Source organism: Pseudovibrio sp. W64, assembly GCF_001623145.1.
Classification (GTDB): domain Bacteria; phylum Pseudomonadota; class Alphaproteobacteria; order Rhizobiales; family Stappiaceae; genus Pseudovibrio.
The window spans coordinates 91,291-106,637 of the sequence record NZ_LMCI01000039.1 but is presented as its reverse complement, the minus strand read 5'-3'; the positions used below and the strand labels follow the sequence as shown (position 1 = coordinate 106,637).

The 15,347-nt window shown below is 52.0% G+C and carries 16 protein-coding genes and 1 tRNA gene; 10 read left to right on the top strand and 7 right to left on the bottom strand.

Going from position 1 to position 15,347, the window contains the following annotated elements; genetic code table 11:
- Positions 1-42: 42 nt before the first annotated feature.
- Positions 43-127, bottom strand: a tRNA-Leu gene (locus tag PsW64_RS22555).
- Between the two features lie 263 nt (positions 128-390).
- Between PsW64_RS22555 and PsW64_RS22550 the strand changes: the two genes are divergently transcribed.
- On the top strand, positions 391-969 hold the full coding sequence (locus PsW64_RS22550; protein WP_063305071.1) for a YqaA family protein: 579 nt from the start codon (positions 391-393) through the stop codon (positions 967-969).
- A gap of 113 nt (positions 970-1,082) precedes the next feature.
- Entirely contained in the window at positions 1,083-1,610 is a 528-nt protein-coding gene (locus PsW64_RS22545; protein ID WP_063305070.1) for a disulfide bond formation protein B, read from the top strand.
- Between the two features lie 86 nt (positions 1,611-1,696).
- Here PsW64_RS22545 and ppa read toward each other — a convergent pair whose 3' ends face one another.
- Positions 1,697-2,233, bottom strand: coding sequence for an inorganic diphosphatase (ppa, locus tag PsW64_RS22540; RefSeq protein ID WP_057463505.1), 537 nt, complete (start codon positions 2,231-2,233; stop codon positions 1,697-1,699).
- A gap of 135 nt (positions 2,234-2,368) precedes the next feature.
- Between ppa and PsW64_RS22535 the strand changes: the two genes are divergently transcribed.
- From PsW64_RS22535 to PsW64_RS22525, 3 genes are all read left to right on the top strand, one after another.
- The gene (locus PsW64_RS22535) at positions 2,369-2,965 is read left to right on the top strand and encodes a hypothetical protein (RefSeq protein ID WP_063305069.1); all 597 of its coding nucleotides are present in this window, start codon (positions 2,369-2,371) and stop codon (positions 2,963-2,965) included.
- A 471-nt stretch (positions 2,966-3,436) separates the two neighbouring features.
- Positions 3,437-3,841 (top strand): DUF2794 domain-containing protein, encoded by a 405-nt coding sequence (locus tag PsW64_RS22530; RefSeq protein WP_063305068.1) that lies wholly within the window; start codon positions 3,437-3,439, stop codon positions 3,839-3,841.
- A gap of 99 nt (positions 3,842-3,940) precedes the next feature.
- Positions 3,941-5,176 carry an MFS transporter gene (locus tag PsW64_RS22525; protein ID WP_063291205.1) on the top strand — a complete coding sequence of 412 codons (1,236 nt, stop codon included), beginning with the start codon at positions 3,941-3,943 and terminating at the stop codon, positions 5,174-5,176.
- 101 nt (positions 5,177-5,277) lie between these two features.
- Here PsW64_RS22525 and PsW64_RS22520 read toward each other — a convergent pair whose 3' ends face one another.
- The 4 genes from PsW64_RS22520 to PsW64_RS22505 all read right to left on the bottom strand — a co-directional run bounded on the left by PsW64_RS22520 (position 5,278) and on the right by PsW64_RS22505 (position 9,423).
- Complete coding sequence (locus tag PsW64_RS22520; protein ID WP_063305067.1) at positions 5,278-6,390, bottom strand: cystathionine gamma-lyase; 1,113 nt, start codon at positions 6,388-6,390, stop codon at positions 5,278-5,280.
- A gap of 232 nt (positions 6,391-6,622) precedes the next feature.
- On the bottom strand, positions 6,623-7,903 hold the full coding sequence (locus PsW64_RS22515; RefSeq protein ID WP_063294457.1) for an MFS transporter: 1,281 nt from the start codon (positions 7,901-7,903) through the stop codon (positions 6,623-6,625).
- 109 nt (positions 7,904-8,012) lie between these two features.
- Positions 8,013-8,870, bottom strand: a complete 858-nt coding sequence (locus tag PsW64_RS22510) for a CPBP family intramembrane glutamic endopeptidase (protein WP_063305066.1) — start codon at positions 8,868-8,870, stop codon at positions 8,013-8,015.
- A 184-nt stretch (positions 8,871-9,054) separates the two neighbouring features.
- The gene (locus PsW64_RS22505) at positions 9,055-9,423 is read right to left on the bottom strand and encodes a group I truncated hemoglobin (protein ID WP_063286064.1); all 369 of its coding nucleotides are present in this window, start codon (positions 9,421-9,423) and stop codon (positions 9,055-9,057) included.
- A gap of 370 nt (positions 9,424-9,793) precedes the next feature.
- Here PsW64_RS22505 and PsW64_RS22500 point away from each other — a divergent pair, with 370 nt between their 5' ends.
- The 3 genes from PsW64_RS22500 (at position 9,794) to PsW64_RS22490 (ending at position 12,947) form a co-directional block, all read left to right on the top strand.
- The gene (locus PsW64_RS22500; RefSeq protein ID WP_063291167.1) at positions 9,794-10,264 is read left to right on the top strand and encodes a DM13 domain-containing protein; all 471 of its coding nucleotides are present in this window, start codon (positions 9,794-9,796) and stop codon (positions 10,262-10,264) included.
- A 137-nt stretch (positions 10,265-10,401) separates the two neighbouring features.
- Positions 10,402-12,228, top strand: coding sequence for a DNA helicase RecQ (recQ, locus tag PsW64_RS22495; RefSeq protein WP_208980970.1), 1,827 nt, complete (start codon positions 10,402-10,404; stop codon positions 12,226-12,228).
- Positions 12,229-12,494: 266 nt separating this feature from the next.
- Positions 12,495-12,947, top strand: coding sequence for a hypothetical protein (locus PsW64_RS22490; RefSeq protein ID WP_063305064.1), 453 nt, complete (start codon positions 12,495-12,497; stop codon positions 12,945-12,947).
- A gap of 398 nt (positions 12,948-13,345) precedes the next feature.
- Here the strand turns inward: PsW64_RS22490 and PsW64_RS22485 are convergent, their stop codons facing one another.
- Complete coding sequence (locus PsW64_RS22485) at positions 13,346-14,260, bottom strand: permease (protein ID WP_063305063.1); 915 nt, start codon at positions 14,258-14,260, stop codon at positions 13,346-13,348.
- A gap of 113 nt (positions 14,261-14,373) precedes the next feature.
- On the opposite strand from PsW64_RS22485, the gene PsW64_RS22480 reads away from it, so the two are divergent.
- Complete coding sequence (locus PsW64_RS22480; RefSeq protein WP_057463494.1) at positions 14,374-14,706, top strand: ArsR/SmtB family transcription factor; 333 nt, start codon at positions 14,374-14,376, stop codon at positions 14,704-14,706.
- A gap of 91 nt (positions 14,707-14,797) precedes the next feature.
- A complete protein-coding gene (locus PsW64_RS22475) occupies positions 14,798-15,292 on the top strand; it encodes a GAF domain-containing protein (RefSeq protein WP_208980969.1) in 495 nt (164 codons plus the stop codon).
- Positions 15,293-15,347: the final 55 nt, after the last annotated feature.

Genomic DNA, 15,347 nt, shown 5'->3' with positions numbered 1-15,347 from the left:
TGGTGTTGGATAAAAGCGCTTAAATTTTGGGGAAGAGAAGAGTGGTGCCCCCGGCCAGACTCGAACTGGCACTTCCGAAGAAACCGGATTTTGAATCCGGCGCGTCTACCAGTTCCGCCACGGGGGCAACGGTTGGTAAGGGCGGAATATATCGAGATGGGGTGTGACGTCAATATTTTGATTCAGCTAACCACAGCATTTGTCAGCCTATACTTATATATATTTACGGGGGATAAGGGGGGTGAGGTCATATTTCCGGCCATAATCCTGTGATTGCTGCTGATGATTGAGGTAGGACTCCAGCGTGGGGCTGTTATTGAATGTTACCGCATTGCGAAATGAACCATATTCTTCGCTTGAATGAATGATTGTTTGGAGCATCGCTGACTTATGTTGCGTCGCCTTTATGACTGGACACTTTCCCTTGCTGCGGGACCACGTGCACCCCATGCGCTGAGCGCTGTCGCCTTTGTGGAAAGCTCTGTCTTTCCGCTTCCGCCTGACCTGCTTCTCATCCCGATGTGTGTGAGCAAACGTCGGCGAGCCTGGTTTTATGCTGCGCTGTGTACTGTGGCTTCTGTTCTGGGTGGTTTGCTGGGGTATCTCATTGGTGCCGTCTTGTTTGAGGAAGTGGCGAAACCGATCCTCGCGTTTTACGGTTACATGGATAAGTTTGACCAGTTTAAGCAAATCTTTGAGGACTGGGGCTGGTGGTTTGTGTTTATCGCTGGTTTGACGCCATTTCCGTACAAAGTAATAACTATTGCGAGTGGTGTTTTTGCTCTGAATCTCCCAGTATTCATTGCGGCGAGCATTGTCTCTCGTGGAATTCGGTTTTTTGCGGTCGCAGGGCTTTTGTACCTGTTTGGACCAGCAATTCGGGATTTCATCGAAAAGCGGCTGGGGCTGGTGTTCACTGTGTTTGTGGTGCTGCTGGTTGGTGGTTTCGCTCTGATCAAGTTTCTTTAAAGCGGCTGTCGTTTCTTTGAGAATGGGACAGTTGCTTTAATCTGTTTTGTGGCGCGTGTTCTTTGGAGTGCTGGTTTGGAGCCTCGGGAATGCGCAGGAGAGGTTAACTGGAAATGCTAGGACGCTTTTTTGCGCTGCTTCTGAAAGATCCGCTCACCTCTGGTGCTGCGCTGGTGACACTGGGTAGTGCCACAGCGTTGGCGACCGCGTGGGGTTTTGAGCTTATTGGTGGTTTCAAGCCATGCCCGCTGTGTCTCATTCAGCGTAATCCGTACTACGCTGGTCTGGTGCTGGGTATTCTGGCGCTGATCTTTACCCGGACCGAGAAGCTGCGCTGGGTTTCTGTGCTGGCGCTGCTGGGTGCGGCTGGTGGTTTTCTGTATGGCGGCGGTGTTGGCATCTATCAGGCTGGCGCAGAGTGGGAACTCTGGCTTGGGCCGAATGATTGTGCCGCTGGTGGCAGCATGGAGCTGGGATCTGCTTCCAACATGCTGCAGAGCCTTGCGACCACTAAGGTTGTGAGCTGCTCTGTTGCACAGTTCCGCATCTTTGGTCTGTCGTTTGCTGGACTGAATGCGATTTATGCGAGTGCGATGGTGTTTATCACGCTGTGCGGTCTGGTGCTTCCTCGCAAGAGCTGAGGTTCCAGCGCTTCGTTTTGATATGAAAAAAGCCCGGGGCTCTACGCAGCTCCGGGCTTTTTTGTGTCAGTCACAAAGAGAGGGGGTTAGCCTTCTTCTTTGTTGTAGCGCTCGATGCTTTCTACGATCAGACGCTTTGCTTCGTCCGCACCGTGAATGCCAGTGATCTTCACCCATTTGTTTGGCTCAAGATCTTTGTAGTGCTCGAAGAAGTGCTCAATCTGCTTGATGGTGATTTCAGGCAGGTCTTCGATGTTGTGTACGGATTCGTAACGACGGGTCAGCTTGCTGCTTGGGACAGCGATGATTTTCTCATCCTGACCGGACTCGTCTTCCATGACCAGAACGCCGATCGGACGGCAGCTCATGACGGCGCCTGGAACGATTGGGCGCTGGTTCACAACAACTACGTCGATTGGATCGCCATCACCGCACAGGGTGTGTGGAACGAAGCCGTAGTTGCCCGGGTAACGCATAGGGGTGTAGAGGAAGCGATCGACGTACATTGCGCCGGATTCTTTTTCCATCTCGTATTTGATCGGCTCACCGCCAACTGGAACTTCAATAATGACATTGACGTCCTCAGGTGGGTTCTTACCGACAGGAATACGATCGATACGCATTTATGTATACTCCAATTTCATTTGCTGCCTGTATTACAGGGGCATCGGCCTGTTGCAAGATATATTTCGCAGTCGAGCTTGCGTAATTCGTTCAAGTAATTCCTGACGAATAACTCTGGGATAAGTGGGTGCTTAATGTTGAAGAATTTTCAGTTCCTCATTGTTGCCATGACCGGAATTTTTGTTTGCACCACCGCTTTAGCCGAGAGTGTTTATTCCACGCTGGATTTAAACGAGACATGCGAGCTTCAAGACACCCCCGAAAATGCAGTGGGCTCTGCTGTGTGGATGTGTCAGGGGTATAACGGTATCCCCGTTTACGTGGCTGAGGGTGATTTGCGGTTCTTAGTCAGTTATGGCGAGCAGGCGCGAGATGAACCTGCGGCGACACAAGGCCTGAGTCCGTGGAACCGGCTTGGCTCCACCATTGAGTGGGTGCTGGAAGGTGGTGAGCCTGTGGCAACGATTTTGCGGTGGCATACGGACATTCCGGCGGATGTTGCGGGGGATGATAAAGCGGATGCGGACGGGTATTATCGCGGGCAGGTGCTGGTGATCACTCAGCTGGGGCAGGGGAAGACTTGTCACGTCGGTTACGTGGATGCGCGTGCGACCAAGAATGCCAATAAGCTGGCGCGGGATGCTGCGAGGCTTTTGGCTGGAATATGGGATTGTACCAGCCAACCGAAACTACTTGGGGGTGGTGGCCTGTCCCTTGGTCTCACTGATTAAGAGCCAGCGGTTTATCGCAGCGATAAGTTGTAGGGGGAAGCGGTTCGGTTCTCCTTCAGCACTGTGACGAGTGGGTCAACGGGGGGTAGGGGTGAGAGTCTTCACCACAGCTCCACAGAACCGAACTTGCTTGGGCAACAACGATAATTTGGCTGGCATTCGTGGCTCCTCAATGACCCAATTGGGGCGAAATAGAGAAACTACTGTGACAATTTTAGCGTGTACTCTGAATTCTCACGGGGTCCTTTGCCGGGCAACAAAAGGAGGCTCCCTTGCGTTCTTTCAGGCTTTGCCGCAGGATGGGCGAATTATGTGGTAAAATGGGGTTGCCGATGGCTTAGCATGCGTCGCGGATTTTCAAATTCACGCTGCGTGCTCAACCAGATTGCCTCGGCGCATCCGCGATGCGAGAGCCGATATTCTGCTTTCTCCGGGATGTCCAACCACAGGATCTGAACGCAGGAGGCCTTCATGAGTGAAGGAGATGATATTGCAATAGTGTCCGGGAGCGTTCGCTCTCTTGATGGTGGCGCCAACAACGCAGCCGTTCAACAAAAAACGAACCTCCCGAAACCGATAGTTGCTTTTCATCGAACGGAACTCGATCAGATCCTCAGGCTGTACGGACGCATGGTTGCCAGCGGCGAGTGGCGTGATTACGCCATCGGCCATGGCACAGACAAGGCGATCTTTGCCATTTTCCGCCGTGCCAGCGAAATGCCGCTCTACCGTATTGAAAAAGACCCCAAGCTTGCTCGCAAACAAGGCGCCTACTGCGTTGTTGGCACCGGCGGCATGATCCTCAAACGCGGCCACGACCTAGCCAACGTGCTGAAGGTGCTTGAGAAGAAAAAGCACTTGCGCGTGGTGGAGTGAGTTGGCGGACGGTTGGTCCGCTACCGGATAGCTCTGGTGAGCATCTGTCGATTTTCAGAATGATGCTTTGCTGATGTGAAGCGCGAAAGGCGTGAAGCGATGGGTTGGTCTCGAATTGCATTGCTTCTCCTTGTCCTCGTGGATGTTATGGGGCAAGGGCTGATTTTTCCGATCGTCAATAGCCTTGTGATGGTGCCTGGCAGCACCTTTGTTCCCCTTGGAGATTCTCTTGCAATCCGGGAGATTGATTTCAGTCTCTTGACCGGAGCGTTCTACATCAGCTGGTTTTTTGGCGGCGCCTATATTTCCAAGCTTTCCGATTATATCGGGCGTAAGAAGGCCATCCTTATTTGCCTGTTTGGTGCCTTGTTCGGATATGGGCTGGCAGTGGTTGCGCTGCTTTGGTCAAACCTGGCTTTGCTGGTGCTTGCGCGTGCAATTACCGGGTTCGCTGCAGGCAATCAGCCAATCGCACAAGCTGCTCTTGTTGATCTCAGCTGTACGGGCGCAGAAAGAAACCGGAATATGGGGTATGTGACAGCAGCCATTGCCATTGGCCTGATTGTGGGGCCGCTATTTGCGGGAGTGCTTAGTGATCCCTCCATCATGGGCAGTTATGCTTCGCTTGAACTGCCCTTTTATGCAGCGCTGGTGCTGATCCTGATCAATATTGTCTTGATCATTGTTTTCTTTGAGGAAACAAACCAGACACGCCGCAAGATAGATTTTGGCCTGTCAGAGGTCTTTCTTGTTCTTTGGCGGGCACATTCAAGGCCTACAATTCTGAAGCTGTGCGCTGTTTTCCTCTTTATAGAGGTCGGGCTGAGCGCCTTTTATATTTATCTCAATAACTACATGGTGTTGCGCTTTGGGTTCGATACGCTTCAAAACAGCATTCTCCTGATCATTTTTGGATCGGTTCTGGCTCTTGTAAGTGCGCTTCTGGTTGGGCCAATATCCCAACGATTTTCTAAGGTGGCGACGATTGCTGTGAGTGTGACTGTGATGGGAGTTGGGCTCCTGGCCTTTACGGTGAATGATGTGGCCTGGCTCTCCTATCTCCTGACAGTGCCAATCGTAGCGGCCTTTGCGCTTACCCTGCCTCTCATGTTTTCCTTGTTCTCTGCTGCTGTTGATGAAAGCGAGCAAGGCTGGATTATGGGGATCACCATATCGAGCTCGACGGGAGGTCAGTTCCTGCTTGCTATTGCTGGTGCTTCTTTAATGACCGCTAACATTCATGGCGTGTTTATCGCGGGCATCGCCTGCTTTGCCATTGCGCTGGGGCTTATTTTCGTTCTGTGGCGCCAACCGGATATTCGAGCTTTGGATTAGGGGTAGGTGTTGGAATGGATTGAGAGGGAGGCGAGGACTGTGATGAGGATGGGGGAGACGGACAGTCTGAGAAACTGCCCGTCGTGGGTTGAGTTCGTCTCTTAAGAGACTTGCTCCAGGGCTTCTGAAAAGGCCTGCCAGAGTTCCTCTACCGGCTCGCACCCCACGGATAAGCGGATGAAGGCGGGATCTACTGCGTCTCCCCAGCGGGCGCGGCGTTCTGCTGAGCTGTGAACGCCGCCAAATGAGGTGGCAGGGCGCAAGAGGGTGCATGAATTGATGAACTGTTCAGCCTGGGCTTCTGTTTCAAGCGTGAGGGATATCAAGAATCCAAACCGTGTTTGCTGCGCTTTGGCCAATGCGTGGGCTGGGTCCGTTTCCAAACCAGGGAAACGAATAGACTTTACGGCTGAATGATTTGCAAGACGCTCTGCGAGCAGGGCTGCAGACGTACACATTCGATCATAGCGCACATCCAGCGTTTCGAGGCCTCGATGCAACAGCCATGCTTCTTGCGGGCCGGGGATGCAGCCGGAAAACTTTCGCCACTCTTCGACAGCTTTTAATATCTCAGTGTTTCGGCTGGCGACATGACCCATCAGGGCGTCGGAATGGCCTGCCATGGATTTAGTGTCTGAGGAGACGACAAGGTCTACACCAAAATCTAATGGTCGCTGACCAAGTGGTGTCAGGGTTGTGTTGTCGCAAATCGTGATACCACCTGCGGCGCGTACAGCAGACGCAATTGCTGTTAGATCCAGCAGGTCGAGGCCCGGATTTGAAGGTGTTTCCAGAAACACAACGTTAAAGCCATCAAAGCCGCCTGTGGTGAATTCGGCGGTGTCGCGCTCAACGACTTCAACGCCGAACTTAGCCAGAAACTGGCTGGAGAGGATGCGGGTTACATAATACCCATCTGCCGGGACCAGTAGTCGATCACCTGCTTTGAGCGTTGCGAAAAGAGCCGCAGAAATTGCAGCCATTCCGGACGGAAAACAAAGGCAAGGCGCTGCTTCGAGATGAGCGAGCGCATGTTCAAGCTGGGTCCATGTCGGGTTGCTGACACGACCATAGTTTGGAAAGTCCTCAGGTAATCCTGGAAGATGGTACATTGAGCTCTGCACCAAAGGTAACGCAATCGGTTCACCCTTAGACAGGTTCTGACCACGTAGATGCAGGAACTCGCCCATGTTTGGTGAAGTGCGTTGTGTCATGCGGAATCTCCCATTGGATCGTATCAGCGCGCGCTCCGCACTGAGATGTTGTTTATGCTGGCCTTTATGAGGGGGGCTCAACGGTCATTACAGTGATGGTAATGTACGCGTAACGGAGATGTCTATCTTCCTATCAAATAGGAGAAAGCATCCCTTTGATGAGCAGCGTATTTTCAGCTTTACACATTACTTTTTGCATTAGAGGGCTCGCTTAAACATGAGGTGCTGAACGTTATGCCAAAGCGTTCTGCAGCCGTGTTGTGGCGATCAGTTTGGGCAGACGCCAGATGATTGGGAGGGAGATGAGGACTGCAATGAGGATGTAGTAGACGGGGGCGTAGTCCTTGCCGGTCTGGGTTACCAGATATGTGGCGACGATTGGGGTGGTGCCGCCAAAGAGGGCCATGCTGAGATTGTATCCGAGCGCGACAACGCTGCAGCGTAAGTGATCCGGCGCCATTAGGGTGAGGGCTGTGATGGAGAGTGCCCATCCGACTGTGCTTGTTAAGGTGAGACCGAACTGCCCAAGAAAAACGGATGTGATGTCCTCTTGGAGCATAAGCCACCAGCAAGGGCCCGCGAGGATGAAGGTTGCCAATGCCCCTGCGAGAAAAGCTGGCCGCAACCCAAACCGGTCCGCAGCTAGTCCGCAAACCGGAATAAACAGAGCCATAACAATCAGGTTGAGTGTTGTGACATTGAGTGCCGTAGATGCGCCAAAGCCTGGCTCCGCGCTTAAATACGAGACTGCATAGACGTAAATTACAAAGTAAATCACAGCGGTTGGAATGAGCAGCAAAATCATTTGCCCGATCAAACCAGAATGATCCCGCAGGCTTTGCCAGACAGGTGATGAGTTATCTGCCGGGTCTTCGTCCAGCACTGTATCGGTGATGTTTCGCCTGATAACCGCGCTGAAGATTGCGACCAGCGTGCCGAAACCAAAAGCCAGACGCCATCCCCAATCCGCCATCTGTTCGGCAGAAAGAAGGAGGCTGATACCGGCTGGGACAGCCGAGCCGACAAGGCAGCCGGATATCATGGCGCATGCAATCCATGCTCCTGTTAATGCCCGGCGTTCTGGCTCTGCTTGTTCCACCAGAAGGACGCCAGAGGCTGTGTATTCTCCGGCCACGGCAATGCCCTGAACAATCCTCACCAAGACCAGAAGTATGGCTGCGGCGATCCCAATTTGATCATATGTGGGTAGCACGGCAATCGCGAGAGAGCCTCCGCCCATCAGCAGGACGGAGATCATCATGGCCGTCTTCCGGCCCACACGGTCTCCAATATGGCCAAAGATTACACTGCCGATAGGGCGCGCAGCATATCCGACAGCCAGCACGGCGAATGCAGAAAGCAGTGAAGCCACTCTGTTTTCTAGCGGGAAAAACTGGGTGGCAATCGTTGCTGTGAGGAAGCTGTAAACGGTGAAGTCATACCATTCCAGAACGTTTCCACTCGTTGCAGCGATGATTGAACGTGGTGTTAGCCTCGTTTGCGATCTGGACATTCAGCCACCCTTTGTTCCGAGAGCTCGAGGCCTTGAAGTGCGAGCACGTTACAGAGCAATGTTTAGCAGCATTCCCTTACGGAAAAGGTATCGTGGGTGGTTGCCTGCCTTACTTCGCCAACATGGGGTAGGTGAAAAAGAGGATGTGGGTAAGGTTGACGAGGAAGTGGACGCCTATGGCGGCTTCTACACGACCTGATTTCCAGAAGGTGGCGCCGTAGAACAGCCCGGCGACGAAGGCAAAGGCTGCGTAAGGCAGGCCGCCATCCAGATGGTAGTAGGCGAAGTGGAGTGAGGAGATTACGAGTGCCGCGGTGCCTGCCCAAAAGCTGCGCCCGAGCTTTTCCATCAGCTGGCCCATGATGAACTGGCGAAAGAAGACCTCTTCTGCCACGCAGGTGAACAGCAAGTTTGCGAAAATCCAGATTGGTAAGAAGGGCACCAGTTTCGGGTCGAACACCACCAGCCCTGCGGCGTAGGTTGCGCCGATCAACACTGCCGCTGCCGGAATGAAGAACAGCAGTGTTATGCGCAGGCTGCGGAGCCAGTCTTTGGCTGTGCGGATGCGGGGTGCCGCAAAGAGAAACAGCAGGAAGCCCAGAGCTGCCTTATCGAAATTGAGGTAAAGCGAGTATGGCACAGCATCCGGGCTGGTTTTTGCACCAGACAGGACCTGAAGATTGTGAAAGCCGGGAGCTTCATGCGTCATCACCAGATGCCCTGCCAGCAACAGCAGACCAACCATCACATAATAAAGCCAGAAAGGGTGCTTTTGCTGGAAGAGGACAGCACAGACCACAGCCCAGCTGAGAACGAGCAGGAGCCCGGTTGCATTCAATACGCCTGCGGTGACTGCAAGAACCAGCGAGAGAGCGAATAAGGTGAGCGGCACCCATCGCTGTGTGATGAGCGGGACGCTTGCAATAGCTAACCCGAGACTAAGATAGGCACTCAATGAAAGCGGCATGATGAAACTTTGTGGGTGTCGCAATGGGCAGAAAAATGAACTCTCTGAAACTGTGAGGTAAAGCTGCCGCTAAGTCAAATGTGCAATGGGTGGGTTGTGCGGAAGGAAGCATCACCCGGCCGGTCCTAAATTGGCCTGATTCCGGGGGATGCGCGTTTAAATGCTCTGGAAAATAATCGGGGTGCTAAACCAGAATTTCTTCTTTCAGGCTGCTCACGAACCCAACGGTGTCGTTGAACTCAGCTTCTGGCAGGCTGAAGGCTTCCAGAGTGGCTTTCAGGTGGGCTAAAAACACATCCCAATCTGCTTCGGTGATGCCCATGCCAGTGTGTGTGATCACCATATCACGGCCTGTGTAGTACAAAGGTCCGCCGGCGCTGTTTGCCAGATAATCAATCAGGAGCTGCTTTTCTCTGGCGATCCCATCATCACCGCGGTTCTGCCAGAAGCGTCCGAGCAGCTCATCGCTCTGTAGGCGTGGGAGGAGGTTGTTGACGACTGCAGAAATCGCGTCATAGCCGCCGAGGCGTTCGTATAAAGTTTTTTCGCTCATAATTCAGACCTTTTGTCCTAGGGGTTAAAGGGCTGAGGCTAAACAGCATTTAGGTAAATCTACTTGATGAATGTTAAGTCTGCATATTTCATGGATAAACAGGCTAAGGTCACTCATTTGGTTAGAGTGGATAGTGTTAACCTGTTGAAATTGATAATATTTTGTGTGTGAGAGAAGGGTGTTTTGAGGTGATATGAGCACTGATTAGGAAACAGTGGGCTCTTCACGGTATTTCACAGTGTTTTGAGATTTTGGGATTGATTACAATGAGGTAGCTTTGTTGCCATCCTCATACGTGGTTGCTAGACACTTTGATGTGATCGCTTTTATGATCATAATGATTTTGACCATGTAAACCGAAAGAACTCCTATGATCCGTTTTGTTGCATTGCTCGTTTCGCACACCATAGTGCTTGTTGTTGGCTTTGCGCTTGGGATCTACTTTTTGCCTATCCTGACTGCACCGGATTCTCCTGAGACCGCCGTGCTGGAGCAGAAAGCCCAGAACGCGCAGTACACTGCGGAGTTCAGCCGCGACCAGCGTGGCAGTGACTTCCTGCATTGGGGTGAGGGCAAGGTGAGTATCTCTCCAGAGATGATCGTTCATCAGGGGCGTCTCGCACCGGGTCCGGATTACAAGGTTTATCTGGTCCCTGAGTTCGTTGAGCATGAAGATGAGTTCCTACCAATCAAGGACAACTCTGTGCTGATTGGTGATGTCAAAACCTTCGACGGCTTCCTGCTGAATGTGCCTGAGGGCGTTGATATTGAGACCTACAACACCGTGCTGGTCTGGTGCGAAACCTTTGGTGAGTTTATTTCTGCTGCGAAGTATCGGTGAGACGGAGTGAGGCCGTGCGCCTTAAGGGTCATGGTAAGATTTTGTGCTCGAGCAGCAGATAAGCCTTGCGTGCTTGCTTCAGACCGGTAGAGGTTAGGAAACGCCCTTCAAATCCCTTTAGGTAAGTGCTGCTGCTCATGACACTCACGCAAGATATTGTTGCCTCGCCACATGATGTTCTGAAAAAAGTATTTGGCTATGACGCGTTTCGTGGCAATCAGCAGGTTGTGATTGATAGCGTAATGGCTGGTGAGAGCTGCTGTGTTCTTATGCCGACAGGGGCGGGTAAGTCGCTGTGTTATCAGGTGCCTGCTTTGTGTCGCCGTGGGGTGGGTGTTGTTGTTTCTCCGCTGATTGCGCTGATGCAGGACCAAATTGCGACACTGCGCGAGCTTGGGGTGCGAGCGACGTCTATCAACTCCGCGCTTTCTCGTGAGGACATTCAGGCTGCTTATCGGGATTTACGGGCTGGGGAGCTGGATCTGCTGTATGTGGCGCCGGAACGGTTGGTGCGGCCTGAGTTTGTTGGTTTGCTGGAAGAGCTGAACCAGCGTGGGCTGATCGCGCTGCTGGCGATTGATGAAGCGCACTGTATCAGCCAGTGGGGCCATGATTTCCGGCCTGAGTATCGCGAGCTGACCAATGTACGGGCGAAGCTTGAGGGTGTGCCTTGCCTTGCTGTGACGGCGACTGCGGATGAGCCGACGCGGAAGGACATTCAAGAACGGCTTGATTTGCCGCGCTTGATTTCCTCTGGGTTTGACCGGCCCAACATCACCTACACCGTTGGCATCAAGAGTAATCCGAAGCAGCAGTTGCGGCGTTTCCTGAAAGATCGACCAGCTGGTGAGAGTGGCATCATCTACTGCCTGTCCCGCAAGAAGGTGGAGGAGACTGCCGCGTGGTTGGTTGATGAGGGCTTTGATGCGCTGCCTTATCATGCGGGTTTTGACAGTTCCGTACGTGAGGCCAATCAGGATCGCTTCATCAAAGAAGAAGGCATGATCATGGTTGCCACGGTCGCGTTTGGTATGGGCATTGATAAACCCAACGTGCGGTTTGTGGCGCATTTGGACCTTCCGAAGAACATTGAGGCTTATTATCAGGAGACGGGCCGCGCTGGGCGTGATGGCCTGCCGTCTGAGGCGTGGCTGGTTTATGGTATGCAGGATGTTGTGTTCCTGAACCAGATGATTGACCGAAGTGAAGCGCCAGAGAGCCAGAAGCAGATTGAACGGCAGAAGCTGCGGTCTTTCCTCGCTTACTGTGAGACGGCGACCTGTCGGCGCTCTGTTCTGCTGCGCTACTTTGGCGATGAGTGCGAGCCTTGTGGTAACTGCGATACCTGTTTGAATCCGCCGAAGACTATGGATGGGACTATTGCCGCGCAGAAGCTGCTCTCCTGCATTTTGCGCACGGGGCAGAGCTTTGGGGCGAACTACGTGATTGATGTTCTGCTTGGTAATGCGAGTGAGCGGATCATCTCACGTGGGCATGACCAGCTGTCGACGTTCAACATTGGCGGTGAGTTCGACAAGATCAAGTGGAACGCCATTGCCCGGCAGCTGCTGGCTGCTGGCCTGATCTATGCTGATCACGATGCTCATGGGGCTTTGAAGATGACGGCGCTGGGCATGGAGTTCTTGAAGGAACGCCGGACCATTGAGTTGAAGGTGGACCAGCTTGCCAACTCTGCGAAGATGGAGCGCCGGACTAAGACGCCAGCGCGGGCTCAGATTGAGGACATTGCGGATCAGGAGCTGTTTGAGAAACTTCGAGCGCGGCGGATGGAACTGGCGCGAGAGCGGAATGTGCCTCCTTATGTGATCTTCAATGATAAGACCCTGATTGAAATGGCCGTTGAACGTCCTCAGCGGCTTGAAGAGATGTTGGAGATTTCTGGTGTTGGTGAGTCCAAACTAGAACGGTTTGGCCCAGACTTCCTGGAGATCATTCGAGATTAGAAATCAGCCGCTACTTGTTGCGACTTGAGATTACCTCGATTATCAGCTCAAGTTAATTGAGACTCTGCTGAGACTGGACATAACGCTGAGAGAATGAGCTGACCAGTTACGGGCATTTCTGATAAATGCCCAAATAGTACGCTACGCTAGAATGATCTCGACATCTTTTGCCAGAATCGAAGTATCTATCCTTCACCATGCATGATGTTATCATGCCCTACTGGTTGCTCGGCAGGCTTTAAAATGGTTTTCACAGGATGGCGATAATGTATTTTTTGAGAACTGATGGCAAAATTAAAAATGGTGCTAGGAAAATTTTAATAGCACTTGTCATCGGTGCTAGTTTTGTAGGTGCCCGCGGACTAGTTAAACAGTTTTGGGCAAATAGCTCAGACCAACAGTTAGAAGCGGCCATTTTGAAAAGTCTACAGCCCGCATTTGAACAAATGCCTATGAAGGTTGATGAATATACCATGTGGGTGGGCGCTGATGTAAACGCAGCCAAAAAAACGCTGACATACAGATACACGCTGGATACAGGTGGCGAATGGTTTGTGCTGACAGAGGAGGACAAAAACTCTTTAAAACAGCCGATTGTACAAGTCATGTGTAGCCAGCCCATTGTCCAAAAAGCCAAGTTCACCTTAATCTATCATTACACAGATCTGAAAGATAACTTCATGGGTGATTTCACTATGAATCGTCACGACTGCCAGTAAACGAGACCCCACTGTGGCTCTACTTAGGTGCAAGGCAAGATCGTACGCAATCGACCAAGGAAGTTTGCTCGTAAGAAGCGTGGTAAGGGAATGGGGAGACAACCCATGCCCCTTACAAGAAAATATTAGATATATGAAACAATCTCGCGATGATTTTCTCAACGGGTTTTCTTATGCTTAGCCAGCATTGTTCAGGCGTGTTTCTCGATCGCAAGAATAATGTAGGTTTGTCTTGTCAGCGTGCTCCTGATTTGCGCTGTATGTCATCGGTGGCTTAATTTAAGTTTCTAATCTTGAGGGCGAAAATTTGTGCGGCTTCTAATCTTAAGCCCCCCACTAACCTGATTGTTAGTAGGGTCTGATCTGCGTGAGTTGCAGGGTTTTTGAGGTTTCTAGGGTCAAAAGATCAGCGAATAGAGTACGCCTGCGCTGACGGCCATTCCCAGGATCACGACCAGGAAGGCGGCGATCATCTGGTTTTTGAAGAGGGATTTCAGCAAGATTACCTCTGTCAGGCTGGCACCTGCGCTGCCGATGATGAGAGCCATGATTGCGCCGAGGCCCATGCCTTTGCCTGCAAGTGCTGCGGTGAGGGGGATCACGGCTTCTGCTCTGATGTAGAGCGGGATGCCGATGATAGCGGCCACAGGGATTGCGAGTGGATTGTTTTCACCCGCCCAAGAGGACACCAGATCTGTTGGCATGAAGCCATAAATCATTGAGCCGATGGCGATGCCGCCGATGAGGTATGGCAGGACTTTTTTGAAGTCTGCCCATGTTGAGTTCCATACCCTTGCCCATTTGCTTTGAACTGGCGCACTTCCGCTGCAGCTGTTGCCGCATGAAGAGGTGGATGGGGCCGCGTAGGCTTCTGGTTTCACAAACCTTTCGAAGCCAAGCTTTTCAAGCGTGTAACCTGCGATGATGGAAACCGCCAATGCGATGGTGAAGTAGAACACTGTGACTCCCAGACCGAAAGTCACCGCGAACAAGCCGATGATAATCGGGTTAAGCAGTGGGCTGGCAAACAGGAACACCATCATGGTGCCAAAGCCGGCGCGGGCACGGAGCAGGCCTTTCAGGAACGGGATGGTGGAGCAGGAGCAGAATGGGGTGATGACGCCAAGCGCTGCTGCTGTGACATAGCCTTTGCCGTTTTGACTGCTGAGGATCTTCTGCACGCGGCTTGGCGGAATGTATTCCTGCAAGATGCCGACGAAGTAACTGATCGCCAGAAAGAGGATCGTCAGTTCCACAGCAAGCACTGCGAACATTTCCAGGCTGCTTATGAGCATTTCAGAGGACAGTGACATTGGGTATGATCCTTATTACGATATTTCCGGATTTGTCGAAATAATAGAATAATAGGTTTTCATGTCAAGATATTTCTAGTAATGTCGAAATATAAGAAATTCTGGTGAATGAGATGGATATCGAAAAAACTGCTAAGGCCTTGAAAGAACTTGGTCATGTAACGCGTCTTGCAATTTATAAACGGCTTGTAAAAGCTGGCTATAAAGGCCTCGCGGTGGGTACATTGCAGGAAGAACTGGAGATTCCGGGCTCAACACTGTCGCATCATCTGTCTGGTTTGGCCTCTGCAGGCTTGATCAAACAGCGGCGTGAGGGGCGGGTGCTTTACTGTGTGGCTCAGTTTGAGCAGTTGGATGAAGTTCTGCAGTTTTTGCGAGCTGAGTGCTGTATCGACGACAAGTTCTATACGGACGACAATGATCTCAAAGAGCTGAAGCGTGGCTGATCTTTGAATGAGGCTTAGTTGAGTTTCTCTGACTTGATGGCCAGCACGGAGGAGTTACAGTATCTGCATTTCACAATTGCAGGTATTTGAAGTGGTTGATCAGATTGAGTTTGTGCAGGCTGTCGCAGAGAGCTCCAGCTTGCAGGAGGCCGCACAGAAAGTGGGCGTGTTGTTCTCCAAGTTTCCCGGATACAAGCTGTTTACGCTTACGGTGACGCATCCTGACGGGAGCCATGTGGTGCGGTTGTTTTCCAGCGCGGAAGGCTCTTATGGCACCTCCGGCACCAAGCCGATTGAAAAAGAAGGTGGCTGGTATGAGCGCGTGCTTGTGCAGCAGAAGCCGTTTCTTGGATACACCATTGAAGATGTGAAGGACTACTTTCCTGACCATGAGAAGATTGCTGCCATGGGGCTGGGGGCAACTCTGAATTTGCCAGTGGTGGCATCTGGCGAGGTGATTGGCACAGTGAACCTGCTGGATGCGGACCATGCCTACACGGAAGCAGATGCGGAGAAGAGCTTTGCGTTGTCGCAGGCGCTGGCGCCGCTCTTTTTGAAGGCGCGGGAAGAGCTGGCTGTCGTTTGATTTCAATTCATCTGTTTTCGCTTAGTGGGCCTTTACCTTAAGGCTCGAAACCTTC